General features: G+C 63.0%; 26 protein-coding genes. 8 read left to right on the forward strand and 18 right to left on the reverse strand.

Annotated features, from left to right (window positions below; all coding sequences use genetic code 11):
* Positions 1-14 precede the first annotated feature (14 nt).
* From VCS63_RS02605 to VCS63_RS02620, 4 genes are read left to right on the forward strand one after another with little or no spacing between them, the layout of a single operon-like run.
* The gene (locus tag VCS63_RS02605) at positions 15-785 is read left to right on the forward strand and encodes an ABC transporter ATP-binding protein (RefSeq protein WP_063641551.1); all 771 of its coding nucleotides are present in this window, start codon (positions 15-17) and stop codon (positions 783-785) included.
* Positions 782-1,531: an ABC transporter ATP-binding protein gene (locus tag VCS63_RS02610; protein ID WP_323878259.1), complete on the forward strand. Its 750-nt coding sequence runs from the start codon at positions 782-784 to the stop codon at positions 1,529-1,531. Before VCS63_RS02605 ends, VCS63_RS02610 begins: the two co-directional genes overlap by 4 nt.
* Positions 1,528-2,538 carry a branched-chain amino acid ABC transporter permease gene (locus tag VCS63_RS02615; protein WP_063641552.1) on the forward strand — a complete coding sequence of 337 codons (1,011 nt, stop codon included), beginning with the start codon at positions 1,528-1,530 and terminating at the stop codon, positions 2,536-2,538. Before VCS63_RS02610 ends, VCS63_RS02615 begins: the two co-directional genes overlap by 4 nt.
* A gap of 11 nt (positions 2,539-2,549) precedes the next feature.
* Positions 2,550-3,617 (forward strand): branched-chain amino acid ABC transporter permease, encoded by a 1,068-nt coding sequence (locus tag VCS63_RS02620; protein WP_323878262.1) that lies wholly within the window; start codon positions 2,550-2,552, stop codon positions 3,615-3,617.
* Positions 3,618-3,629: 12 nt separating this feature from the next.
* On the opposite strand, the gene VCS63_RS02625 is transcribed toward VCS63_RS02620, so the two are convergent.
* From VCS63_RS02625 to VCS63_RS02705, 17 genes are all read right to left on the reverse strand, one after another.
* Positions 3,630-4,241 carry a hypothetical protein gene (locus VCS63_RS02625; RefSeq protein WP_323878264.1) on the reverse strand — a complete coding sequence of 204 codons (612 nt, stop codon included), beginning with the start codon at positions 4,239-4,241 and terminating at the stop codon, positions 3,630-3,632.
* Between the two features lie 109 nt (positions 4,242-4,350).
* Complete coding sequence (rpsQ, locus tag VCS63_RS02630; RefSeq protein ID WP_006216549.1) at positions 4,351-4,632, reverse strand: 30S ribosomal protein S17; 282 nt, start codon at positions 4,630-4,632, stop codon at positions 4,351-4,353.
* 2 nt (positions 4,633-4,634) lie between these two features.
* Positions 4,635-4,826 (reverse strand): 50S ribosomal protein L29, encoded by a 192-nt coding sequence (rpmC, locus tag VCS63_RS02635; protein ID WP_003806912.1) that lies wholly within the window; start codon positions 4,824-4,826, stop codon positions 4,635-4,637.
* An 11-nt stretch (positions 4,827-4,837) separates the two neighbouring features.
* Complete coding sequence (rplP, locus tag VCS63_RS02640) at positions 4,838-5,254, reverse strand: 50S ribosomal protein L16 (protein ID WP_006389610.1); 417 nt, start codon at positions 5,252-5,254, stop codon at positions 4,838-4,840.
* A 2-nt stretch (positions 5,255-5,256) separates the two neighbouring features.
* Positions 5,257-6,051, reverse strand: coding sequence for a 30S ribosomal protein S3 (gene rpsC / locus VCS63_RS02645; protein ID WP_042795906.1), 795 nt, complete (start codon positions 6,049-6,051; stop codon positions 5,257-5,259).
* A 9-nt stretch (positions 6,052-6,060) separates the two neighbouring features.
* The gene (gene rplV, locus VCS63_RS02650; protein WP_006389608.1) at positions 6,061-6,390 is read right to left on the reverse strand and encodes a 50S ribosomal protein L22; all 330 of its coding nucleotides are present in this window, start codon (positions 6,388-6,390) and stop codon (positions 6,061-6,063) included.
* Between the two features lie 3 nt (positions 6,391-6,393).
* The gene (gene rpsS, locus VCS63_RS02655) at positions 6,394-6,669 is read right to left on the reverse strand and encodes a 30S ribosomal protein S19 (RefSeq protein ID WP_006216555.1); all 276 of its coding nucleotides are present in this window, start codon (positions 6,667-6,669) and stop codon (positions 6,394-6,396) included.
* Between the two features lie 12 nt (positions 6,670-6,681).
* Positions 6,682-7,509 carry a 50S ribosomal protein L2 gene (rplB, locus tag VCS63_RS02660; protein WP_042795905.1) on the reverse strand — a complete coding sequence of 276 codons (828 nt, stop codon included), beginning with the start codon at positions 7,507-7,509 and terminating at the stop codon, positions 6,682-6,684.
* Positions 7,510-7,806 (reverse strand): 50S ribosomal protein L23, encoded by a 297-nt coding sequence (gene rplW / locus VCS63_RS02665; protein ID WP_006216557.1) that lies wholly within the window; start codon positions 7,804-7,806, stop codon positions 7,510-7,512.
* On the reverse strand, positions 7,803-8,423 hold the full coding sequence (gene rplD / locus VCS63_RS02670) for a 50S ribosomal protein L4 (RefSeq protein WP_042795904.1): 621 nt from the start codon (positions 8,421-8,423) through the stop codon (positions 7,803-7,805). The genes rplW and rplD overlap by 4 nt, the downstream gene beginning before the upstream one ends.
* 4 nt (positions 8,424-8,427) lie before the next feature.
* Entirely contained in the window at positions 8,428-9,117 is a 690-nt protein-coding gene (rplC, locus tag VCS63_RS02675; RefSeq protein WP_042795903.1) for a 50S ribosomal protein L3, read from the reverse strand.
* A 502-nt stretch (positions 9,118-9,619) separates the two neighbouring features.
* A complete protein-coding gene (gene rpsJ / locus VCS63_RS02680; RefSeq protein ID WP_003806903.1) occupies positions 9,620-9,931 on the reverse strand; it encodes a 30S ribosomal protein S10 in 312 nt (103 codons plus the stop codon).
* A 75-nt stretch (positions 9,932-10,006) separates the two neighbouring features.
* Positions 10,007-11,197, reverse strand: coding sequence for an elongation factor Tu (tuf, locus tag VCS63_RS02685; RefSeq protein WP_042795889.1), 1,191 nt, complete (start codon positions 11,195-11,197; stop codon positions 10,007-10,009).
* 76 nt (positions 11,198-11,273) lie between these two features.
* Positions 11,274-13,376, reverse strand: a complete 2,103-nt coding sequence (gene fusA / locus VCS63_RS02690; RefSeq protein ID WP_042795902.1) for an elongation factor G — start codon at positions 13,374-13,376, stop codon at positions 11,274-11,276.
* An 18-nt stretch (positions 13,377-13,394) separates the two neighbouring features.
* The gene (gene rpsG, locus VCS63_RS02695; RefSeq protein WP_006216561.1) at positions 13,395-13,865 is read right to left on the reverse strand and encodes a 30S ribosomal protein S7; all 471 of its coding nucleotides are present in this window, start codon (positions 13,863-13,865) and stop codon (positions 13,395-13,397) included.
* Positions 13,866-14,031: 166 nt separating this feature from the next.
* Complete coding sequence (rpsL, locus tag VCS63_RS02700; protein WP_005017264.1) at positions 14,032-14,409, reverse strand: 30S ribosomal protein S12; 378 nt, start codon at positions 14,407-14,409, stop codon at positions 14,032-14,034.
* A 547-nt stretch (positions 14,410-14,956) separates the two neighbouring features.
* Entirely contained in the window at positions 14,957-15,658 is a 702-nt protein-coding gene (locus VCS63_RS02705; protein ID WP_042795900.1) for a response regulator transcription factor, read from the reverse strand.
* A 270-nt stretch (positions 15,659-15,928) separates the two neighbouring features.
* Here VCS63_RS02705 and VCS63_RS02710 point away from each other — a divergent pair, with 270 nt between their 5' ends.
* Genes VCS63_RS02710 through VCS63_RS02720 form a run of 3 tightly spaced genes read left to right on the forward strand, consistent with a single transcriptional unit; the run spans position 15,929 to position 20,125 of the window.
* On the forward strand, positions 15,929-16,645 hold the full coding sequence (locus tag VCS63_RS02710; RefSeq protein ID WP_042795899.1) for a response regulator transcription factor: 717 nt from the start codon (positions 15,929-15,931) through the stop codon (positions 16,643-16,645).
* Positions 16,646-16,680: 35 nt separating this feature from the next.
* On the forward strand, positions 16,681-17,790 hold the full coding sequence (locus VCS63_RS02715; protein ID WP_042795898.1) for a FecR domain-containing protein: 1,110 nt from the start codon (positions 16,681-16,683) through the stop codon (positions 17,788-17,790).
* A gap of 10 nt (positions 17,791-17,800) precedes the next feature.
* The gene (locus VCS63_RS02720; protein ID WP_104653927.1) at positions 17,801-20,125 is read left to right on the forward strand and encodes a CHASE2 domain-containing protein; all 2,325 of its coding nucleotides are present in this window, start codon (positions 17,801-17,803) and stop codon (positions 20,123-20,125) included.
* Between the two features lie 12 nt (positions 20,126-20,137).
* Here VCS63_RS02720 and VCS63_RS02725 read toward each other — a convergent pair whose 3' ends face one another.
* Positions 20,138-21,409, reverse strand: a complete 1,272-nt coding sequence (locus tag VCS63_RS02725; RefSeq protein WP_112966790.1) for a serine/threonine protein kinase — start codon at positions 21,407-21,409, stop codon at positions 20,138-20,140.
* A 156-nt stretch (positions 21,410-21,565) separates the two neighbouring features.
* Between VCS63_RS02725 and VCS63_RS02730 the strand changes: the two genes are divergently transcribed.
* Positions 21,566-21,961, forward strand: coding sequence for a TssQ family T6SS-associated lipoprotein (locus VCS63_RS02730; RefSeq protein WP_323878294.1), 396 nt, complete (start codon positions 21,566-21,568; stop codon positions 21,959-21,961).
* The last annotated feature ends 82 nt before the right edge of the window (positions 21,962-22,043 follow it).

Below are 22,043 nucleotides of genomic sequence, written 5' to 3' on the forward strand. Positions count from 1 at the left end.
ACCGCGGCCGATCCATGCTGGAGACCCAATCGCTCACGATCCGTTTCGGCGGGCACGTGGCTGTCAATGCCGTCAGCTGCCGCTATGCGCCTGGCACATTGACCGCCATTGTCGGCCCGAACGGCGCGGGCAAGACCACCTACTTCAACCTGATCTCCGGCCAGCTGCGCGCCAGCGCGGGGACGGTGCACCTGAACGGGCGCGACCTGACGCCGCTGGCCGCGCCCGCGCGCATGCATGCGGGCCTGGGTCGTGCCTTTCAGTTGACTCAGCTGTTCCCGCGCCTGAGCGTGCATGAAAACGTGCGGCTGGCGTTGCAATCGCGCCAGCAAGGTATGAGCTGGCGCCAGATCCGGTTCTGGCGCACCTGGAACGACGACCGCGACCTGATCGCGCGTGCTGATGCACTGCTGGAACGCACCCGCCTGTCCGCGCGTCGCGACCAGTCCGCCGCCGACCTGCCGCACGGCGACCAGCGCAAACTGGAAATCGCCATGCTAATCGCCCTGGAACCGCAGGTATTCATGTTCGACGAGCCAACGGCAGGCATGAGCGTGGACGACGTGCCCGTCGTACTGGAGCTGATCCGCGACATCAAGAACGACCCAAGCAAAACGATTCTGCTTGTTGAACACAAGATGGATGTGGTGCGCGAGCTGGCAGACCGCATCGTCGTTCTGCATAACGGCCAACTGATGGCCGACGGCGACCCTGCCGCGGTGATCGCCTCGCCTATCGTGCAACAGGCCTATCTGGGCATAAGTCCGGCGGAGAAGGCGGCATGACGCAAGCGTTGCTCGAACTGAAGGACGTGCACACGCACATCGGCGCGTATCACATACTCCACGGCGTGGACCTCGCCGTCCCGCCCGCTGCGGTGACCATGCTGCTGGGCCGCAACGGCGCCGGCAAGACCACCACGCTGCGTACGATCATGGGATTGTGGCGCGCCTCGCAAGGCAAGGTGAGCTTCGACGGCGCAGCCGTCGGCGGGCCTGGCACGCGCATGTCGCCGCCCGACATGGCACGCATGGGCATGGCCTATGTGCCGGAGAATATGGGCATCTTCGCCGACCTGTCCGTAAAAGAGAACATCCTGCTCGCGGCTCGGCAGGCCAGGAACGCCAGCCAGCTGGACACGGCGCGGCTGGAATGGATCTTCGGCTTCTTTCCCGCACTGAAGAAGTTCTGGCTGCATCCGGCCGGCAAACTATCAGGCGGACAGAAGCAGATGCTGGCGGTGGCGCGCGCCATCATCGAGCCGCGCCGGCTGCTGCTGGTGGATGAGCCCAGCAAGGGCCTGGCGCCCGCCATCATCCAGAACATGATCGACGCCTTTCTCGAACTGAAACAGGCGTCCACCACCATCCTGCTGGTCGAGCAGAACTTCAACTTCGCGCGCCTGGTGGGCGATCACGTCGCCGTGATGGACAACGGCCGCGTGGTCCATGCCGGCCACATGGCGCAGCTGGCCGAGGACGACGAACTACAGACGCGCCTGCTGGGCCTGTCGCTGGGAAGCCATCAATGAGCACGCTCGAAATCGATACGCCCTTGCCGCGGGTGCGCGCGGACCTGCGCCCTGTCCTGCTGGTACTGGCCCTGGCCGCGCTGGCCTTGCCCCTGGTGGGCTCTTTCTCTACCTGGGTCACCCTGACGCTCGCGGGGCTGGCGATGGGCATGATCATCTTCATCGTCGCTTCGGGCATGACGCTTGTGTTCGGCCTGATGGACGTATTGAACTTCGGCCACGGACTGTTCATTGCCATCGGCGCCTACATGGCCGCGACCGTACTGGGCTCCATGGCCGACTGGACGCAGTCTGGCAGTCTCTGGATAAACCTGGGCGCGGTGCTGCCGGCCATGATCGTCGGCATGCTGGTTGCCGGCGCGGTGGGCCTGGCGTTCGAACGCGTGATCGTGCGGCCTGTCTATGGCCAGCATCTGAAGCAGATCCTCATCACCATGGGCGGGATGATCATCGGCGAAGAGATCATCAAGATGCTGTGGGGTCCGCAAACGATTTCCCTGCCGCTGCCCGAAGCGCTGCGCGGCGCATTCCTGCTGGGCGACGCCGCCATCGAGAAATTCCGCATCGTCGCACTGCTGACCGGCTTGCTGGTCCTGGGCGGCATGCTATGGCTGCTCAACCGAACCAAGCTGGGCCTTTTGATCCGTGCCGGAGTCGAGGACCGCGAAATGGTGGAGAGCCTGGGCTACCGTATCCGCCATCTTTTCGTAGGCGTCTTCGTCGCCGGTTCGATGCTGGCGGGACTGGGCGGCGTGTTGTGGGGCATGTACCAGCAATCCGTCGTGCCGCAACTGGGCGCGCAGGTGAACGTGCTGATCTTCATTGTCATCATGATCGGTGGGCTGGGCTCGACCGTGGGCTGTCTGATCGGCGCACTGCTGGTCGGCCTGATGGCCAACTACACCGGTTTCCTCCTGCCCAAGGCCGCCCTGTTCTCGAACATCGCGCTGATGGTCGCCATCCTGCTCTGGCGCCCGCAGGGCGTGTACCCGGTCACGAATCGCTAGGAACCGCCGACATGTCCGTACGCCTGCTTTCCGGCGATCTCCCCCGCAGCGCGCTGCTGGCCGCGGCGCTGATCCTCATCGTCGCCCTGCTGGCTGCCGCGCCCTTCCTCTTCCCTGGTCCCAAGTCCCTGGCCGTGGCCGCGAAGATCCTGGTATTCGTGATCCTGGTCGCCAGCTATGACCTGCTGCTGGGATACACCGGCATCGTCAGCTTCGCGCACACCATGTTCTTCGGCATTGGCGCCTATGGTGTGGCGATTGCCAGCATACGCATGGAGCCAGGCTGGACCGCGGTGTTCGCGGGCCTCGGTGGCGGCTTGGTGGTGTCGCTGGCGTTCGCGCTGCTGATCGGCCTGGCCAGCCTGCGCGTGCGCGCCATCTTCTACGCCATGATCACCTTGGCCGTGGCCGCGGCGTTCCAGACGCTGGTGTCCCAGCTGTCCGACCTGACAGGCGGCGAGGACGGCCTGAATTTCAAGGTGCCGCAAATGCTGCGGCCGGCCTTCCGGCCCTTCTCCGAACCGATCTTCGGCGTCACGGTGGACGGGCGCGTCATCACCTATTACCTGATCGCGGCGGTCTGCCTGGTGTTGTTCCTGCTGCTGCTGCGGATCGTGAATTCGCCCTTCGGCCGCGTGCTGCAAGCCATACGCGAGAATCCGTTCCGCGCTGAAGCCATCGGCTATCGCACCGTGCTTTACCGCAGCTTGTCCAATCTGCTGGCTGCCGCGTTCGCCACGCTGGCGGGCGCCATGTATGCGCTCTGGCTACGTTACAACGGTCCGGATACCTCGCTGTCCTTCGAGATCATGCTCAATATCCTGCTGATGCTGGTCATCGGCGGCATGGGCACCATGTATGGCGCCGTGGTGGGCGCCAGCCTCTTCGTCTTCGCGCAAAGCTATCTCCAGGACGGCCTGCATGTGATCCACGATGCGGTAGCGGGGGTGGCGCCATTGGCGCTGCTGTTCGAGCCGGACCGGTGGCTATTGTGGCTGGGGATCCTGTTCGTAGTGTCCGTGTACTACTTTCCAACCGGCATCGCGGGACGGTTACGGGAGCTGGCCCGCCGGCACTGAGGCAGGACTTTCTCAGCGTCCCCGCTGGCTCAGCGCATCCGCCTCGCGTCGCAATCCGTCAACGCGCCGCTGCATGTCGTCCAGGCTGCGGCGCGTATCCATGCCGCCCCGGTCCAATTGCGAACCGGAAGGCACCGGCGCCAGGCCGGGCATGGCCATGGGGGCACCGTGATTCAGGGGAATCATCGCCGGCGGATGCGGATCAACCGCCGGCGGCTTCTCCGTCAGCAGCTTTTCCAGCACGCGCATCTGCTCCCGTCCCGCCTGGATCGCGCGCTCCTGCTCCATCAATGCCTGCTCATTCTGATCTTCGGTCCCAAAGATCGCGGCATGATCGCGCGACAGCCCGTCCAGGCGCACACGTGCGTCCGGCCCCGCATTGAGCAATGCGCGGCCAAGCGCTGCGGGATCCTTGGTCGAGGCGTCGGACCCACGCGGATCCGCGATGGTAGCGTTCGGGGAGATCAACGCCCCGGCAGAGGCTTCGGTTGACGGCGGGATCGACCCTGAGGCCGGTGCCACGGTCTGGACCTGTTGCGCCTGCGCCGCCCATGGCAACGCCGCGCCCCACCCGCAGCCTGCGAGCCATAGGCCGATCCGGGCCGCATCCATGAAACCGCGCATGATGTCCTGATCCCTGGGTTCGTAAGGCGAAAAAAGAGGCAAAAAAAACGGCAAGGGTTTGATCCCTTGCCGTCTTATATCAGAACGGCGCGCCGTTCCGATGTACTACTTAGATGATACGTGCGGCTTCAACCAGACGCACCACGCGCCACGACTTCGAGCGCGAGATGGGACGGCCTTCAGCGATTTCAACCGTATCGCCTTCGTTGTACTGGTTCGATTCGTCGTGCGCCTTGTACTTCGCGGAACGCATGATGATCTTGCCAAAGATGGGGTGCTTGACGCGGCGCTCAACGAGCACGACGACAGTCTTGTCCATCTTGTTGCTGACGACCTTGCCAACCAGCGTGCGCTGGCGCTTGGCCACTTGGGTGTTTTGAGTTTCGCTCATCTTTATTTCCCTGCCTTCTCGGTCAGCAAGGTACGAACGCGCGCGATATCGCGACGCACGTTGCGCAGCTGGCTGGTGTTGGCCAGTTGCTGCGTGGCCTTCTGCATGCGCAGACCGAATTGTGCCTTCAGCAGGCTTTCGAGCTCTTTGCCGAGCTCGGCGGCATCTTTCGAACGGAGTTCGCTAGCTTTCATGTTAGTACTCCTTAAGCACCGATATGACGCGCGACGAACGTGGTCGAAATCGGCAGCTTGGCAGCGGCCAGGCGGAAAGCTTCACGCGCGAGCTCTTCGCTAACCCCTTCCATTTCGTAGAGCACCTTGCCGGGCTGGATTTCAGCAACCCAGTACTCCGGGTTGCCCTTACCGTTACCCATACGGACTTCGGCAGGCTTCTGCGAGATGGGCTTATCCGGGAAAATGCGAATCCAGATACGGCCGCCACGCTTGATGTGACGATTGATGGCACGACGAGCAGCTTCGATCTGGCGAGCGGTCAGACGGCCACGGCCGGTGGCCTTCAGACCGAATTCGCCGAACGACACGTGGGTACCACGGGTCGCCAGACCGGTGTTGCGGCCCTTCTGCTCTTTGCGATACTTTCTGCGAGAGGGTTGCAGCATGGTTATTCTCCTTCAGGCGCCGGAGCAGCGTCCGCCTTGCGGGGACCACCACGACCACGACCACCCGGACGACCGGTGCGAGCACCGTCCGGACGATCACCACGCGGAGCGCGGCGCGGACGACGTTCTTCTTCGCGCGGGGCAGCGGTTTCCGGCGGCAATTCGCCGTTGGCCAGCATGTCGCCCTTGTAGACCCAGACCTTGATGCCGATCACGCCATAGGTCGTGTGGGCTTCGGAGGTGCCGTAGTCAATGTTGGCCTTCAGGGTGTGCAGCGGCACACGGCCTTCGCGATACCACTCGGTGCGAGCAATTTCGATACCGTTCAGACGGCCCGAGCTCATGATCTTGATGCCTTGGGCACCCAGACGCATGGCGTTCTGCATCGCGCGCTTCATGGCGCGACGGAACATGATGCGCTTCTCGAGCTGTTGCGAGATCGAGTCGGCGATCAGTTGAGCATCGGTTTCCGGCTTGCGGATTTCTTCGATGTTGACGTGCACGGGCACGCCCATCAGACGCTGCAGATCAGCCTTCAGGCTTTCGATGTCTTCGCCGCGCTTGCCGATCACCACGCCCGGACGAGCCGAGTAGACGGTGATGCGTGCATTCTTGGCGGGACGCTCGATGATCACGCGACCGACGGAGGCGCTCTTGAGCTTCTTCTTCAGGTACTCGCGAACGCGAATGTCTTCGGCCAGCATCGAGCCGAAGGCCTTGTCGTCGGCGAACCAACGCGAGGACCAATTACGGGTGACCGCGAGACGGAACCCAGTGGGGTGAATTTTCTGACCCATCGTGACTCCTTAAGCTCCGACCTTGACCGTGATGTGGCAGGTCTGCTTCTCGATACGGTTGCCGCGGCCCTTGGCGCGAGCGGAGAAGCGCTTCATCGACTGAGCCTTGTCCACGAAAATCGTGGTGACTTTCAGTTCGTCGATGTCGGCGCCGTCGTTGTGCTCGGCGTTGGCGATGGCGGATTCGACAGCCTTCTTCAGGATGGCGGCCGCCTTCTTCGGCGAGAAGGTGAGGATTTCCAGCGCACGGCCGACCTTCTGGCCGCGGATCAGGTCCGCAACCAGACGGGTCTTTTGAGCGGAGATGTGAACCCCACGGATAATGGCAGTAGTTTCCATCGCTTACCTCTTCGCCTTCTTGTCCGCGGCGTGACCCTTGAACGTACGGGTCAGCGCGAACTCGCCCAGCTTGTGACCGACCATGTTCTCGTTGATGTACACGGGAACGTGCTGCTTGCCGTTGTGCACAGCGATCGTCAGACCGATGAACTCGGGCAGGATCGTGGAGCGACGCGACCAGGTCTTGATCGGCTTCTTGTCTTTGCCCGCGACGGCCGTGTCCACCTTTTTGATCAGGTGAGCATCGACAAACGGGCCTTTCTTGATCGAACGTGACATAGTGTTCGCCTCTTACTTGCGCTTGCGCCGTTGGACGATCATATTGTTCGTCCGCTTGTTGCGACGGGTCTTGTAACCCTTCGCCGGAGTGCCCCACGGGCTGACCGGTTCGCGTGCTTCACCGGTGCGGCCTTCACCACCACCGTGCGGGTGATCCACCGGGTTCATGGCAACGCCACGGACCGTCGGGCGGACACCACGCCAACGCATTGCACCGGCCTTGCCGATTTGGCGCAGGCTGTGTTCTTCGTTACCGACTTCACCGATGGTGGCGCGGCATTCGATGTGCACACGGCGGACTTCACCGGAGCGCAGACGCACTTGAGCGTAGATGCCTTCGCGAGCCAGCAGGACGGCGGAAGCGCCGGCCGAGCGGACCATCTGGGCACCCTTGCCAGGCAGCATTTCGACGCAGTGAATCGTCGTACCCACCGGGATGCTGCGGATCGGCAGCGTGTTGCCGGCGCGGATCGGGGCTTCAGCGCCCGACAGCAGCGTGGCACCAACTTCCAGACCGCGGGGAGCGATGATGTAGCGACGTTCGCCGTCGGCGTAGCACAGCAGAGCGATGTGCGCCGTACGGTTGGGGTCATACTCCAGGCGCTCGACCTTTGCCGGAATGCCATCCTTGTCGCGACGGAAGTCGACGACACGGTAGTGCTGCTTGTGACCACCGCCACGGTGGCGGATCGTGATGTGACCGTTGTTGTTACGGCCAGAACCACGAGTCTTCTTTTCGAGCAGCGGCGCGTAGGGCTCACCCTTGTGCAGGTTCGGGCTAACAACCTTCACCATGCCACGGCGGCCAGCCGAAGTCGGCTTAACTTTTACGAGGGCCATTTACTTCACCTCCGCAAAGTCGATTTCCTGGCCGTCCTTGAGCGAAACGTAAGCCTTGCGCTCATTGCGACGACGGCCAACGAATCGGCCAAAGCGCTTGACTTTGCCCTTACGGTTGAGGACCTGCACGGACTCGACCTGCACCTTGAAGAGCAGTTCGACGGCAGCCTTGATTTCCGGCTTGGTAGCGTCAGCCACGACACGGAAAGCGACTTGCTGATTCTTCTCGGCAACGAAGGTGGCCTTTTCGGTCACGATCGGGGCCAGAATGACTTGCATCAAGCGTTCAGCGTTCATCCCAGCATCTCCTCGAGTTGAGCGATGGCCGGCTTGGTGATCAGCACTTTCTTGTAGTGGACCAGCGACAACGGATCGGCATAACGGGGCTCGACAACAGCAACGTGCGGCAGGTTGCGGGTGGCGAGGTAAACATTTTCATCAACGCTGTCGGTGATGATCAGGACCGAGTCCAGGCCCAGGCTCTTCAGCTTTGCAGCGGCAGCCTTGGTCTTGGGCGATTCCAGATCAAACGATTCGACGACGGCGATGCGGTCTTCGCGAGCGAGCTGCGACAGGATCGAACGGATCCCGGCGCGGTACATCTTCTTGTTGACCTTCTGGCTGAAGTTCTCTTCGGGCGAGTTCGGGAAAATCCGACCACCGCCACGCCACAGCGGCGACGAAGTCATACCGGCGCGAGCGCGGCCGGTACCCTTCTGGCGCCAGGGCTTCTTGGTCGAGTGCTTGACTTCAGTGCGATCCTTCTGAGCGCGGTTGCCGGAACGGGCGTTGGCTTGGAAAGCCACCACGATCTGATGAATCAGCGCTTCGTTGAAGTCACGGCCGAAGATGGTGTCGGGAGCGCTGAACGTAGCAGCGGCCTGACCTTGGTCGTTCAGGAGCTTGAGATCCATTTACTTACGCTCCCTTCTTGGCCGGGGCCTTGATGGCCGGGCGCACGACGATATCGGCACCAGCGTGGCCGGGGACAGCGCCCTTGACCAGCAGCAGGCCGCGCTCGACGTCAACGCGAACGATGTCGAGGTTTTGAACGGTGCGGGTGACATCACCCAGGTGACCGGCCATGCGCTTACCCGGGAAAATACGGCCCGGATCTTGAGCTTGACCAATCGAGCCCGGGACGCGGTGCGAACGGGAGTTACCGTGCGACGCGCGTTGCGAACCGAAATTGTGGCGCTTGATGGTACCGGCAAAGCCTTTACCAATGGTGGTGCCCGTGACGTCGACCTGTTGGCCGGCTTCGAACACCGATTCCACGGCGATCACGGCACCGGCCGAAAACTCGGCGGCACGGGCGGGATCAAGGCGGAATTCTTTGAGGATGCTACCGGCTTCAGCGCCGGCTTTGGCGTAGTGGCCCGTTTGCGGCTGCGCCACACGCGAGGCACGACGAGTGCCATAAGCCACTTGGATCGCGGCGTAGCCGTCGGTTTCCAGCGACTTAACCTGGGTCACGCGGTTGTTCGACACGTCCAGCACGGTCACCGGGATGGATTCACCTTCCTCGGTAAAAATGCGGGTCATGCCGACCTTGCGACCCACCAGCCCCAGCCGGTGAGCGGCGGGCGTGGGTGTCGAATTCGACATCGTTTTCTCCATTCCCGACTGCGATTGGTCGGGGCTAATCAGGCAAAAGGTAACGGCCTTTGCCCTACGACTATGTTCAACCTGGTCAAGATTCGGGCACGTATTGAGCACGTATCCCTGGTATGCAGTGACTGCCAGCCCAGAGACTTGCCTTTCTCTTTTCCATAGTTGTTCTTGCCACAAAATGGCAAGCTTCGCATATTAGCACGTTTTTTTCAGGCAGCACAAGCACTTAGCGCGCTTTGGCATCGTTGAGCAAGGCGATTTCGCGACACTTTGCGCGCCACAAGGCGACCGGCCCCGCAAGGTGAAGCCAAAGACGACAGTGAGCGCCTGCTAACTTATTCTGAAGTGATGTGCGCCGTTCCCGGCTCATCCGCCTCGCGGGCCGACTTGGCGCAGGAAAGATGCCGAGGACGTACATAAAAACAAATGGCCGCACTCACAAGGAATGCGGCCATTTTTTCGTGCCTGCCGGCGAAGGTAGCAGGCCCGATACGCTTTACTGCAGCGCGATTTCGACGTCGACGCCAGCCGGCAGGTCCAGACGCATCAGAGCGTCAACGGTCTTGTCGGTGGGATCAACGATGTCCATCAGGCGCTGGTGCGTGCGGATTTCGAACTGGTCACGCGACGTCTTGTTGACGTGCGGCGAACGCAGGACGTCGTAGCGACGGATACGCGTGGGCAGCGGCACCGGACCGCGGACAACAGCGCCGGTACGCTTGGCGGTATCGACGATTTCAGCGGCCGACTGATCGATCAGCTTGTAATCGAAGGCTTTCAAGCGGATACGGATCTTTTGGTTTTTCATGGCGTTTCCTAAAGAACGAGAGGCGAGGGCGACGAGGCCGCCCTCGCTGGTTGTGTGCTGCTTAAGTGATCCGGATTACTTCAGGATCTTGGCGACGACGCCGGCGCCGACGGTACGACCGCCTTCACGGATGGCGAAACGCAGACCTTCTTCCATGGCGATGGGGGCCAGCAGCTTGACGGTCATCGTCACGTTGTCGCCCGGCAGAACCATTTCCTTGTCGGCCGGCAGGTCGATCGTGCCCGTCACGTCCGTCGTGCGGAAGTAGAACTGGGGACGATAGCCGTTGAAGAACGGGGTGTGGCGGCCGCCTTCTTCCTTGGACAGGATGTACACCTCGGACGTGAAGTCCGTGTGCGGGGTGATCGAGCCCGGCTTGGCCAGAACTTGGCCGCGCTGGACGTCTTCACGCTTGGTGCCGCGCAGCAGGATGCCCACGTTGTCGCCGGCTTGACCTTGGTCCAGCAGCTTGCGGAACATTTCCACGCCGGTGCAGGTCGTCTTGACCGTCGGAGCGATACCGACGATTTCGATTTCTTCGCCGACCTTGATCACGCCGCGTTCGATACGGCCGGTCACCACGGTGCCGCGACCCGAGATCGAGAACACGTCTTCGACGGGCATCAGGAACGCGCCGTCAACCGCGCGCTCAGGCGTCGGGATGTAGGTGTCCAGAGCTTGGGCCAGCGACAGGATGGCCTGTTCGCCCAGTTCGCCCTTGTCGCCTTCCAGCGCCAGCTTGGCCGAACCCTTCACGATCGGGGTGTCGTCGCCCGGGAAGTCGTACTTCGACAGCAGTTCGCGAACTTCCATTTCCACCAGCTCGAGCAGCTCGGCGTCGTCAACCATGTCAGCCTTGTTCAGGAAGACGATGATGTACGGCACGCCAACCTGGCGCGACAGCAGGATGTGTTCGCGGGTTTGCGGCATCGGACCGTCAGCGGCCGACACGACCAGGATCGCGCCGTCCATCTGGGCGGCGCCCGTGATCATGTTCTTGACGTAGTCAGCGTGGCCCGGGCAGTCAACGTGCGCGTAGTGACGCGTTTCCGTTTCGTACTCGACGTGCGCGGTGTTGATGGTGATGCCGCGTGCCTTTTCTTCAGGAGCTGCATCGATCTGGTCGTAGCCCTTGGCTTCGCCGCCGAACTTGGTCGACAGAACGGTCGTGATGGCCGCCGTCAGGGTGGTCTTGCCGTGGTCAACGTGGCCGATGGTGCCGACGTTCACGTGCGGCTTGGTACGTTCAAACTTGCCTTTTGCCATGATCTCTATCCTTTGACTTTCAAGGAAATTTCGATATTTGCCGCGCCGCCTTTTGGGCGGACGCGGCGAGGGTTATTTACTTGGCCCGAGCGGCGATGACTTCGTCAGCGACGTTCTTGGGAGCCTCGGAGTAATGCTTGAATTCCATCGTGTACGTCGCACGGCCTTGCGTCAGCGAACGCAGGTTCGTGGCGTAACCGAACATCTCGGCCAGCGGAACTTCGGCCTTGATGGTCTTGCCACCGCCAACCATGTCGTCCATGCCCTGAACCATGCCGCGACGCGAGGACAGATCGCCCATCACGGTACCAGCGTAGTCTTCAGGCGTTTCGACTTCAACGGCCATCATGGGCTCGAGCAGCACGGGGCTGGCCTTGCGCATGCCTTCCTTGAAGGCCATCGAACCGGCCATCTTGAACGCGTTTTCGTTCGAGTCCACATCGTGGTACGAACCGAAGAACAGCGTGACCTTGACGTCCACGACCGGGTAGCCGGCCAGGATGCCCGACGGCAGCGTTTCCTGGATGCCCTTGTCCACCGCGGGGATGAATTCGCGAGGAACCACACCGCCCTTGATGGCGTCCACGAATTCGTAGCCACCGCCCGGCTCCAGCGGTTCGACCTTCAGAACCACGTGACCGTACTGACCGCGACCGCCCGACTGCTTGACGAACTTGCCTTCGACTTCTTCGCAGGTCTTGCGGATGGTTTCGCGGTAAGCCACCTGCGGCTTGCCGACGTTCGCTTCCACGCCGAATTCGCGCTTCATGCGGTCAACCAGAATTTCCAGGTGCAGCTCGCCCATGCCGGAAATGATGGTCTGGCCGGATTCTTCGTCGCTACGCACGCGGAACGACGGATCTTCCTGCGCCAGGCGCGACAGCGCCAGGCCCATCTTTTCCTGGTCAGCCTTGGACTTGGGTTCCACGGCCTGCGAAATCACGGGCTCGGGGAATTCCATGCGCTCCAGCGTCACGTGCGAATCGACATCGCACAGCGTTTCGCCGGTGGTCACGTCCTTCAGACCCACGACGGCGGCGATGTCGCCTGCCAGAACTTCCTTGATTTCCTCGCGGTTGTTCGCGTGCATCTGCAGAATGCGGCCGATACGCTCCTTCTTGCCCTTGACCGGGTTGAACACGGTGTCGCCCGACTTCAGGACGCCCGAGTACACGCGGACGAAGGTCAGCTGGCCGACGAACGGGTCCGTCATCAGCTTGAACGCCAGGGCCGAGAACTTCTCGCTGTCGTCGGCTTGGCGCTTGACTTCGTTGCCGTTGTCATCGGTGCCTTCGACCGGCGGAATGTCCACGGGCGACGGCAGGTAGTCGATGACGGCGTCGAGCATGCGCTGCACGCCCTTGTTCTTGAAGGCGGTGCCGCACAGCATCGGCTGGATTTCGCCGGCGATCGTACGCTGGCGGATGGCCAGGTTGATCTCGGCTTCGTCCAGCGCGCCGGTTTCGAGGTACTTGTTCATCAGTTCCTCGGACGACTCGGCAGCGGCTTCGACCAGCTTTTCGCGCCATTCTTCAGCCGCGCCTTGCAGTTCGGCCGGAATGTCTTCGTAGTCGAACTTGATGCCCTGGCTGGCTTCGTCCCAGATGATCGCTTTCATCTTGACCAGATCGATCACGCCCTTGAACGTGTCTTCGGCGCCGATGGGGATCACCACGGGAACGGGATTCGCGCGCAGACGGTTCTTCAACTGGTCATAGACCTTGAAGAAGTTGGCGCCGGTGCGGTCCATCTTGTTGACGAAGGCCAGACGCGGCACGCCGTACTTGTTGGCTTGACGCCACACGGTTTCGGACTGGGGCTGAACACCGCCCACCGCGCAGTAGACCATGCAAGCACCGTCCAGGACGCGCATCGAACGTTCCACCTCGATGGTGAAGTCCACGTGTCCCGGGGTGTCGATGATGTTGATGCGGTGTTCCGGATAGTTCTTAGCCATGCCACGCCAAAACGCCGTCGTAGCAGCCGACGTAATGGTGATGCCACGCTCTTGCTCTTGTTCCATCCAGTCCATGGTGGCTGCGCCATCATGCACTTCGCCAATCTTGTGATTGACGCCGGTGTAGAACAGGATACGTTCGGTCGTGGTGGTTTTCCCTGCATCGATGTGCGCAGAGATACCAATGTTGCGATAGCGCTCGATCGGGGTTTTGCGGGCCATGGTGGGTTAGTCCTTAAATTACCAGCGGAAATGGCTGAAGGCCTTGTTGGCCTCTGCCATCTTGTGCGTGTCTTCGCGCTTCTTCATCGCGGCGCCACGACCTTCGGAGGCGTCGATCAGTTCGCCAGCAAGACGCAGATCCATCGACTTCTCGCCACGCTTCTTGGCGGCTTCACGGAGCCAACGCATAGCCAGGGCCAGGCGGCGCACGGGGCGCACTTCAACCGGCACTTGGTAGTTGGCACCGCCAACGCGGCGGCTCTTCACTTCGACGATCGGCTTGATGTTGTTGATCGCCAGGCTGAAAACTTCGATCGGCTCTTTGCCGGTCTTGGTTTGCACTTGCTCGAGGGCACCATAGACGATGCGCTCGGCGACGGCCTTCTTGCCGTCCAGCATGACGACGTTCATGAACTTGGCGAGTTCGACGCTGCCGAACTTGGGATCGGGCAGAATCTCGCGCTTGGGTACTTCGCGACGACGGGGCATTGTTGCTTCCTTGTGTCTGTTCAGTTGAACCGTGTTTCATTACACGGCCATGGCCGTCCATGGAGACGACCCCTTACGTGCCGCGCACCTCCCATCATCTGGATGGCGCGGTCGCACTTCCCTGGTGACGGACTTCCGCCACGCGGGGGGTACTGCTGACTCGTTATTAAGCCTTCTTCGGGCGCTTCGCGCCGTACTTCGAGCGGGCTTGCTTACGATCCTTGACGCCTTGCAGGTCGAGGGAACCGCGCACGATGTGATAACGCACACCGGGCAAGTCCTTCACACGACCGCCACGCACCAGAACCACCGAGTGCTCTTGCAGGTTGTGGCCTTCACCGCCGATGTACGAAATGACTTCGTAACCGTTGGTCAGACGCACTTTGGCAACCTTACGCAGAGCGGAGTTCGGCTTCTTGGGGGTGGTGGTGTACACGCGAGTGCACACGCCGCGGCGTTGCGGGCAGTTTTCGAGCGCGGGGCTCTTGCTTTTGATGATGCTGACTTCGCGCGGCTTGCGCACGAGTTGGCTAATGGTAGGCATGACCTTTGAAATCCCTTTTACGTACCACTGGGTAAGTACTTACGTACTCGTCTCCTCAAGCAGTGACTTTCGGAGAAGGCAGTTCGCGCAAAACCGCCTCAAACGTTCGTATACGTAAAAGAGCGGGCTTGCCAACAAACTATGACAAAACGCACAAAGCTGGATGCCGTGGGGAGACGATGCCGGGACATGATCCCTTTATCGCGAAGCCGTATGCCGTGAAACGAAAGGCTCGTGACGCACCCCGTTTCAAGACACCGTGCTTCCTTCCCTATTGCGGCCAGTTTTTGCGCGCGAAATAAAGCAGTAAGCCCTTTAGCATAACTGAAATCAAGGGCTGCTGTCAAAGAAAATTGTAAGCCCGGCAAGATGGCCGTTGCACGCAGAAGAGCGTCAGTTGGACGCCAGACGTGAAAATTAGGGCCATATAAGCGAAAAATCGGGGCCATGCCGGCCGGCGCAACCGGCCCGTCGCCGGCCCCGCGGTTCCCGACCAGGGAATGGATGCCGCATGCGTCGGCGCATGGCAACCAGTGTACTCGCCCGCCTACTGGTCGGCGAACAGGTAGCCGCTGCCGTAGACCGTGCGGATAGGCAACATCACGCCGGCCAGCTCGGCCTTGCGCCGCAGCCGGCTGACGATCACGTCGATACTGCGGGAACCGCTGGCGCGCACTCCGCCCCCTTCCACCTTGAGCTCATCGCCCAATTCCGAGCGGCCCACGGCCTTGCCCGCGACTTCCAGCAGCGATCGCACGATCAGGCGCTCGTTGGCTGACAGCGAAATGGTCGCCCCCGAAGGCGCGGCCAGGGTCCAGCCTTGGTCGCGCAGCTCCCATTGACCCGTCTGTGCCGCCTCGGCCAGGGACGCGTCCTGCCCGGTGGGCAGGCGGCGCGCCAGGGACAGCAGGATGCAGGCCAGTTCACGCGGATCCTGCGGATCCGGCAGACAGGCGTCGGCGCCGCTCTGCAGGCAGCGCAGGCGGCTATCCACCGACATGCCGCGGCCGGTGACCACAATGCCCATGGACGACGAGCCGTGCAGGCGGGCCACCAGGGCGTAACCGATTTCGCCCAGGGTCCCGACATCCAGGACCACGACGTCGTAGCCGCCGCCGTTGAGCAATCCAAATAATTCGAGAGACGTCGAGCAACCGCGTGCAGAAATACCAGCTTGCAGCAATGCAGACACGGCCGCGCCGCGAGCGGCCTCGTCCGGTGACATCATAAGTATGCGCAATTGATTCATATCTGTTCCATCCGACCAACAACCTCGACCGGCTCCGTCCCCGAAACATGTCGGAGAAGGAGAACGATTGAGACAGTGTGGCGCGTTGTTACGCAACAACTCCAGTCAAGATTCGTCAACTTTGCAATGTTTGACAGTTCTTGCCATAACGTAGCCAGCCGGGCCACCTCCCGAGTTATCATTCGTTTACACCTATATATTCCTCACCCATCTTGCAGTAGGGCGCCATAGCGCGCGCTTGCGTAGCAAACCTTCGCGAGAACACGTCTGATGAAAATCGCGTCGCTGGAAGACGACCTGGATCAAGCGCTTCGGATCCAGCAAGTTCTGACCACCGCCGGATATGCCTGCAGTAGTTACCAGCAAAGTCGGGACCTCCTGGCCGCGCTGCGCACTGAGCATTTCGACCTGGTGCTGCTGGACTGGCATCTGCCCGACATCGACGGTGACGATGTGGTGCGGTGGTTGCGCGCCAATATCGGTCCCCGCATTCCGGTCATCTTCCTGACCAACCGTTCCAGCGAGGACGATCTGGTGGAAGGACTGCGCGCCGGCGCCGACGATTACATCGTCAAGCCCTTGCGCCCCCTGGAGTTGCTCGCGCGGGTAGCGGCATTGCTGCGCCGCAGCCAGATCGCCGAGCCCGCGGACGATGTCTTCGACGTGGCGCGCTATCGCATCGAGCCCGCCGCGCGCACGATCACCCTGAATTCCGCCGTGGTGCCGCTCGCCCCGAAAGAGTTCGAACTCGCCTTGCTGTTTTTCCGCAATGTCGGCCGCCTGATGTCGCGCGATGTGCTGGCCGAATGCGTATGGAACCGGGAAATTCCCGCCACCTCCCGCACCCTGGACACCCACTTGTCGAACATTCGGCAAAAGCTCCAGTTGCGTCCCGAACATGGCGTGCGGCTTACATCCTCGTATGCGCTGGGCTATCGGCTGGAGCTGATCAGCTCGCCGGAAGACATCGCACCCAACCCGCAGTAAGCGCCTACGCGCGCATCCCTGGAGAACCGATAGCCATGAGCCGCTACCGCGCGCTTTCTTTGCTTGCCCTGATTTCCTTCCTGACGCTGATGGCGCCCGCGCGCAGCCAGCCCGCGGGCGCGCTCGGAGACGACTTCATCTACCGCGTGCGCCCAGGCGATACGCTGATCGACCTGGCCACCCGGTACACGCAGAAGCAGACCAACTGGAACCAGCTGCAGACCTTGAACAAAGTCGTCACGCCGGAAACGCTGCCTATCGGACTTGAACTGCGCATTCCCCTGTCCATGATTCCCGTACGGCCCGCCGAAGCGCGCGTCGTGCACGTCAGCGGCCAGGCCAATGTCGATGGCAAGTCGCTGCGGACTGGCGATACCGTGTCCGAAGGCAGCACCGTCGGCACTGCCGCCAATGGCTTCGTCACGCTGGAACTGGCTGACGGCTCCAAGCTGACGCTGCCGGCTGACGGCTCGGTTGAAATGGCACGCCTGCGCCAGTTCGAAGGCACGGCCCTGACGGACTCCGTGGTGCTCGTGCGGCGCGGCGGCGTCGAATCATCGGTGGCGCCCGCCGGACAAGGCGTGGGCCGCTTCGAAGTCCGTACTCCCGTAGCAGTCACAGGCGTGCGCGGCACGCGCTTCCGCGTGCAGAGCGGCGCACAAGGCGTGCATAGCGAGGTACTCGAAGGCAGCGTGCGCCTGCAGCCGCACGCCCCCGGCGCCAGCCCGGCCAAACCGGTCGCGGTGGCCAAGGGCTATGGCGCCGCCGTCGGTTCAGACGGCGTGGTGTCGGGCATGCGCGCACTGCTGGACGCGCCCCAACTGGGCACGCCCACGCGTGCGGGCGGTGGCGCCTGGACTGCCGACGTCTCGCCGGTATCTGGCGCGCGCAGCTATCTGGTGCGCGTATCGCGCGACGCCGAAGGCGCTTTGCCCGTGTCGTCAACGAGCTTCCCCAACAACGACATCCGCTTTACCGCGCCTGGCCCCGGCACGTATTACGTGTCCGTGCGCGCAGTGGACGACCTGGGCCTGAACGGCCGCGACGCCATCGCCACATTCGAAGGCGCCAACATGCTCCTGACATCCGATGGTTCTGGCGTTGCCAGCGGCACAGGCGGCCTGATCACGCTGACCGACTATTAGCCCCCTCCCCATGCCTGACGCCACCGACCTGCAGGACCGGACCTCGCGCTCAGGACTGTGGCTGACGGTGGCGCTGGCGGTGTTTGCCGCCATCCTGGGTTCATTCAATGGCCTGGGCCGCTTCGACCAGATTCTGTACGATCGCGCGCTCTCGATGACGGGCCGCGGCGCCGACCCCGATATCCTGATCGTCGCGATCGACGACGATAGCGTCAAGGCGCTGGGCCACTGGCCCTGGCGACGCGCCGTTCATGCGGCGCTGCTGGACCGCTTGCGGGACGCCCGCGCCGTGGCGCTGGACCTGATCTTCGCCGAACCGGACATGGCCAATCCGAACGACGACCGCTTTCTGGCCGAAAGCATCCGGCGTCATGGCCGTACGGTGCTACCGGTAGTGCTGGACCGGCTCGATCATCCCTCCTCCGTCAATGAACCCATCCCCGGCATAGCGCAAGCTGCGGCCGCGAAGGGCTTCATCAACGCGCGCATCGACCCGGACGGCGTCGTGCGCGAGGCCACGCTGACCGCACAGCTAGGCGACCGCCGCTGGAATCATCTGGCCATGGCCATGCTGGATGTCGGCGGCGAAGCGGAGGCCGCGCAGAAGCTGCTCAAGCGCGCCTCGCCTGGCGGCAGCATCCTGATCCCCTATGCCGGCCCCACCGCCCACACGCGCACGGTGTCGTACCTGTCGGTGCTGCGCGGCGACCTGGCGCCCGAGGACCTGCGCGGCAAGTACGTGCTGGTCGGCGCCTGGGCCACGGGCCTGGGCGATGCTTATCCAACGCCGGTGTCGCACGACGTCAGCGGCATGTCGGGCGTGGAGATCATCGCCAACCTGCTGCACGCGGCGCGGGACGACATCGCCTACCGGTTGCCGCCCGCCTGGTGCAATGCCCTGTTCGCGGCCCTGCCCGTGCTATTGGCCTGCCTCGCCCTGTGGCGCCTGTCGCCCAAACGGGCACTGCTCGTCAGCCTGGCCCTGTTCATCGCCATCCTGCTGACAGCCCTTCTGCTACTGGCCTATGCCCACGTCTGGTTCGCGCCGGTTGCCGCGCTGCTGGGCGTGGCGCTGTGTTATCCACTCTGGAGCTGGCGCAGCCAGGAAGCCGCGTTGCGCTACATGGACAATGAGCTGCGCCGACTCCAACGAGAGTACCCACCGGTGCTGAACGAGGCCGGCGCCCAGGGCACGGGCCCCAGCGCCTCGCTGGAAAGCCGCGTTGCGGAGCTGCGCCGGGCATTGGCCCGCGTGCGCAACCTGCGCCGCTTCCTGGCGGACGGTCTGGACGGCATGCCGGACGCCACGCTCGTTTTCGATCAGGACGGCCGCATGCAGTTCCGCAACCAGGCCGCCGTCATGTATTTCCAGCGGCTGGGCATGCGCCCTCCCCGTGTCGGGCGCCCTGCCACCCATCTGCTTGAAAAGACCATCTCCGACCCCGCCGCGCGCCAGCGTGTGGCCGAAGCGCTCAGCGGGCAGGAACAGGTAGCGCCGTCATCGCCATGGAGCGCGGACCTGGAAGTCCGCGACCACGCTGGGCGCGACCTGATCCTGAAATGCGCCCCCATCCACACCGCCGAGGGCAACTTCGCCGGTACCGTCGCAACGCTGACTGATATTTCCCGCATTCGCCAGGCGGAGCGCCAGCGCGAAGAAACGCTGCGCTTCATATCGCACGACATGCGTGCTCCGCAAAGCTCCATCCTCGCGCTGGTTGAGATGAAGCAGGAAAGCGCGTCATCCGAAGGACAGAGCGAAACCCTGGACCGTATCGCCGCCCTGGCCAACCGGACGCTGCGCCTGGTCGACGATTTCGTGCACCTGACCCGCGCGGAATCAATGACGATCAGTGCGGTGGAACTGGATCTGGGCAGCCTGCTGCAGGACGCGGTGGATGAGTTCTGGGCCTCGGCGCAAAAGCGCGGCATCGAGCTGGGCTTGGCGTTGCCGTTGCCCGCTGCCTATGTCCGCGGCGATCAGACCTTGCTCATGCGCACGCTGTGCAACCTGATCGACAACGCGATCAAATACAGTCCGGCACATACCCGGATCGAATGCGGCATCGATGAGGAGCCCGGCTTCTGGCGAGTCAACATCCGTGACCAGGGTCAGGGCATCGCAGCGCAAGATCTGGCCCGACTGTTCGAACCGTTCTCGCGGGTGGGCGTCGAAACCCGCGGCGACGTTGGCGGGGCTGGCTTGGGATTGGCTTTCGTGCGCACCGTGGCCGAACGCCACGGCGGATCCGTCGAGGTCAGCAGCGAGCTGGGCGTCGGATCGGTCTTCACGCTGCGTCTGCCGATGGCGCCAGACGAACTGCCTGCGGCGTAGCCGCGGCAGCCCTTACTGGAAGACGTGTGAAATCACGGTAGGCTTGCCCGCCTTGACCTCCAGCGTCGTGCGGTACGGCGGCAGGTCGGCATTGCGCAGAACCACCTGGTACTTGCCGGGAATCAGCCTCAATTCCTTGACGGGAGGACTGATACCGCGCGCAACGCCATTGACCCAGACCTCACCCCACGGACGGATGTCCAGCCGCACCAACACGGGAACCGGCTTTGGCTTGACGGCTTCTTCGGCCGGGACGGCCGGCACTTCGGCGGGTGCGGCCGCAGGGGGTGTTTGCGGTGCAGCAGGCGCCTCGGCGGGCGGCGCCGTCGGCGTCCGGGTTTCACCCTGGGACGTCCCGCTCCCCGACGCCGGAGGCTGGGGTGTGGGTTCCTGCGGGGTTCCGGGCTCGGTGGCCGATGGCGGCACGACGGGCGCGGGACCGGGCGCCGGCGGGGACGGCGGCAAGGGATGCACAGCAGGCGGGTTGGGCTGGACAACTTCGGACCGCGTGATCAGTGCATTGGGCGCGCCCATCCCCGATTCGAACCAGGCATAGACGCCCGCGCCGATCAACGCCACAACGAGCAACAGCAACAGCAGGGGATGGCGTCCGCGCGCGGGCTGGCGCGCCGCCGCAGCGGTTGCCGCTGGCGCGGCGCGGGTAGCCGGCGCCGGGGCGACAGGGTCCGGAGCCGTCTCGACCTGCGCCGCGATCCCGAGCATGCCCGCCAGGTCCGCCAACGTTTGTGGTCGGTCCGCGGGCGCCATGGCCAGGCCGGCATCGATCACCGACAGGAAGTCCTCGCTGTACTTCGCCAGCCCCAGGGAAGCGAGCGGTTCGTAGGTATCCTGCGCGCGGCGCTCCGGCGCCGGCGCGGGCTTGCTGCCAATTACCAGTGCGTGCATCACCGCGCACAAGGCGTAAATATCGCTCCAGGGGCCGCGCGGCCACTCCACCGAATCGGTATAGAGCTCGAACGGCGCAAACCCGGGGGTAGGCGTACGGGTGGCGCGGCGCGAACGCGCCACAACCAACTCCGGCACCAGATGGGCGCGGGCGTTTTCGTCCATGCCCACGGTGTCCAGCGAAATATCGCCGCAGATTTCACCCTGCGCATGCAGCGCCATCAACGATGGCAGCAGATCGGATAGAAGCCGCTTGATGCGGGCTTCCGGCACGCCCCCCGCCGTACTGGCGGCGATGGCGCTCAACGGGCGCAGTGCGAGCGGCGCGGCGCCGGAAAACGGGCCACGCGGCGTCAACAGGCCGGCGGAAGAAGACATGATGGGAACTGGCGCTGTCGCCAGACAGCTGAATTAACGATGGAATAAGGCGAATATTATCCAATCCGCACCGCAAGGACATTGCGGAAAATGTCCGAGCGCATCAGGCTGTGGCACGATAGCGTACCGCTTAACCACTCTACACCTTTGGAAGCCATGAAAATTCGCGTTCTGAGTAGTCTGCTCGGCTTACTGGCCCTCCTGGCGGGTTGCGCCGGCATTACGTCCAAGCAGCCGGAAGCGCCGCCGACCGCGGAAGCCCTGGATCAGTTGCAACAGGTACGCGACAAGTACAGCGCCGGCCGCTACGGTGAAGTCATCCGCGGCGTGGCAATCTCGGACGCCCTGGCGACCTCCAGCAAGGCCGTGCGCATCGAAGCCTACAAACTGCAGGCGTTCAGCTATTGCGTAAGCAAGTATCCCCAGCTGTGCGAAGACAGCTTCGCGCGCATCCTGGCCCTGGACCCCACCTTCGAGCTGGCGCCCAATGAAGCCGGCCATCCCGTCTGGGGCCCCGTCTTCCAGAGGGCCCGGGCTCAGGCCACAAAGTAAGCCCAGTCTCTTCCTCAAAAAAAAAGGCCGCTGATTCGCATCAGCGGCCTTTTTGCTTCCAGGCATGCCGCGCCAGACTGCG

The organism is Achromobacter sp. D10, assembly GCF_035282245.1.
GTDB classification, from domain to species: Bacteria; Pseudomonadota; Gammaproteobacteria; order Burkholderiales; family Burkholderiaceae_B; genus Achromobacter; species Achromobacter insolitus.

What these genes read in the sequence shown, in the direction of transcription:
- VCS63_RS02605 (WP_063641551.1), top strand. Translation starts at nt 15, where the DNA reads ATGCTGGAGACCCAATCGCTCACGATCCGTTTCGGCGGGCACGTGGCT.
- VCS63_RS02610 (WP_323878259.1), top strand. Translation starts at nt 782, where the DNA reads ATGACGCAAGCGTTGCTCGAACTGAAGGACGTGCACACGCACATCGGC.
- VCS63_RS02615 (WP_063641552.1), top strand. Translation starts at nt 1,528, where the DNA reads ATGAGCACGCTCGAAATCGATACGCCCTTGCCGCGGGTGCGCGCGGAC.
- VCS63_RS02620 (WP_323878262.1), top strand. Translation starts at nt 2,550, where the DNA reads ATGTCCGTACGCCTGCTTTCCGGCGATCTCCCCCGCAGCGCGCTGCTG.
- VCS63_RS02625 (WP_323878264.1), bottom strand. Translation starts at nt 4,241, where the DNA reads ATGCGCGGTTTCATGGATGCGGCCCGGATCGGCCTATGGCTCGCAGGC.
- rpsQ (WP_006216549.1), bottom strand. Translation starts at nt 4,632, where the DNA reads ATGAGCGAAACTCAAAACACCCAAGTGGCCAAGCGCCAGCGCACGCTG.
- rpmC (WP_003806912.1), bottom strand. Translation starts at nt 4,826, where the DNA reads ATGAAAGCTAGCGAACTCCGTTCGAAAGATGCCGCCGAGCTCGGCAAA.
- rplP (WP_006389610.1), bottom strand. Translation starts at nt 5,254, where the DNA reads ATGCTGCAACCCTCTCGCAGAAAGTATCGCAAAGAGCAGAAGGGCCGC.
- rpsC (WP_042795906.1), bottom strand. Translation starts at nt 6,051, where the DNA reads ATGGGTCAGAAAATTCACCCCACTGGGTTCCGTCTCGCGGTCACCCGT.
- rplV (WP_006389608.1), bottom strand. Translation starts at nt 6,390, where the DNA reads ATGGAAACTACTGCCATTATCCGTGGGGTTCACATCTCCGCTCAAAAG.
- rpsS (WP_006216555.1), bottom strand. Translation starts at nt 6,669, where the DNA reads ATGTCACGTTCGATCAAGAAAGGCCCGTTTGTCGATGCTCACCTGATC.
- rplB (WP_042795905.1), bottom strand. Translation starts at nt 7,509, where the DNA reads ATGGCCCTCGTAAAAGTTAAGCCGACTTCGGCTGGCCGCCGTGGCATG.
- rplW (WP_006216557.1), bottom strand. Translation starts at nt 7,806, where the DNA reads ATGAACGCTGAACGCTTGATGCAAGTCATTCTGGCCCCGATCGTGACC.
- rplD (WP_042795904.1), bottom strand. Translation starts at nt 8,423, where the DNA reads ATGGATCTCAAGCTCCTGAACGACCAAGGTCAGGCCGCTGCTACGTTC.
- rplC (WP_042795903.1), bottom strand. Translation starts at nt 9,117, where the DNA reads ATGTCGAATTCGACACCCACGCCCGCCGCTCACCGGCTGGGGCTGGTG.
- rpsJ (WP_003806903.1), bottom strand. Translation starts at nt 9,931, where the DNA reads ATGAAAAACCAAAAGATCCGTATCCGCTTGAAAGCCTTCGATTACAAG.
- tuf (WP_042795889.1), bottom strand. Translation starts at nt 11,197, where the DNA reads ATGGCAAAAGGCAAGTTTGAACGTACCAAGCCGCACGTGAACGTCGGC.
- fusA (WP_042795902.1), bottom strand. Translation starts at nt 13,376, where the DNA reads ATGGCCCGCAAAACCCCGATCGAGCGCTATCGCAACATTGGTATCTCT.
- rpsG (WP_006216561.1), bottom strand. Translation starts at nt 13,865, where the DNA reads ATGCCCCGTCGTCGCGAAGTACCCAAGCGCGAGATTCTGCCCGATCCC.
- rpsL (WP_005017264.1), bottom strand. Translation starts at nt 14,409, where the DNA reads ATGCCTACCATTAGCCAACTCGTGCGCAAGCCGCGCGAAGTCAGCATC.
- VCS63_RS02705 (WP_042795900.1), bottom strand. Translation starts at nt 15,658, where the DNA reads ATGAATCAATTGCGCATACTTATGATGTCACCGGACGAGGCCGCTCGC.
- VCS63_RS02710 (WP_042795899.1), top strand. Translation starts at nt 15,929, where the DNA reads ATGAAAATCGCGTCGCTGGAAGACGACCTGGATCAAGCGCTTCGGATC.
- VCS63_RS02715 (WP_042795898.1), top strand. Translation starts at nt 16,681, where the DNA reads ATGAGCCGCTACCGCGCGCTTTCTTTGCTTGCCCTGATTTCCTTCCTG.
- VCS63_RS02720 (WP_104653927.1), top strand. Translation starts at nt 17,801, where the DNA reads ATGCCTGACGCCACCGACCTGCAGGACCGGACCTCGCGCTCAGGACTG.
- VCS63_RS02725 (WP_112966790.1), bottom strand. Translation starts at nt 21,409, where the DNA reads ATGTCTTCTTCCGCCGGCCTGTTGACGCCGCGTGGCCCGTTTTCCGGC.
- VCS63_RS02730 (WP_323878294.1), top strand. Translation starts at nt 21,566, where the DNA reads ATGAAAATTCGCGTTCTGAGTAGTCTGCTCGGCTTACTGGCCCTCCTG.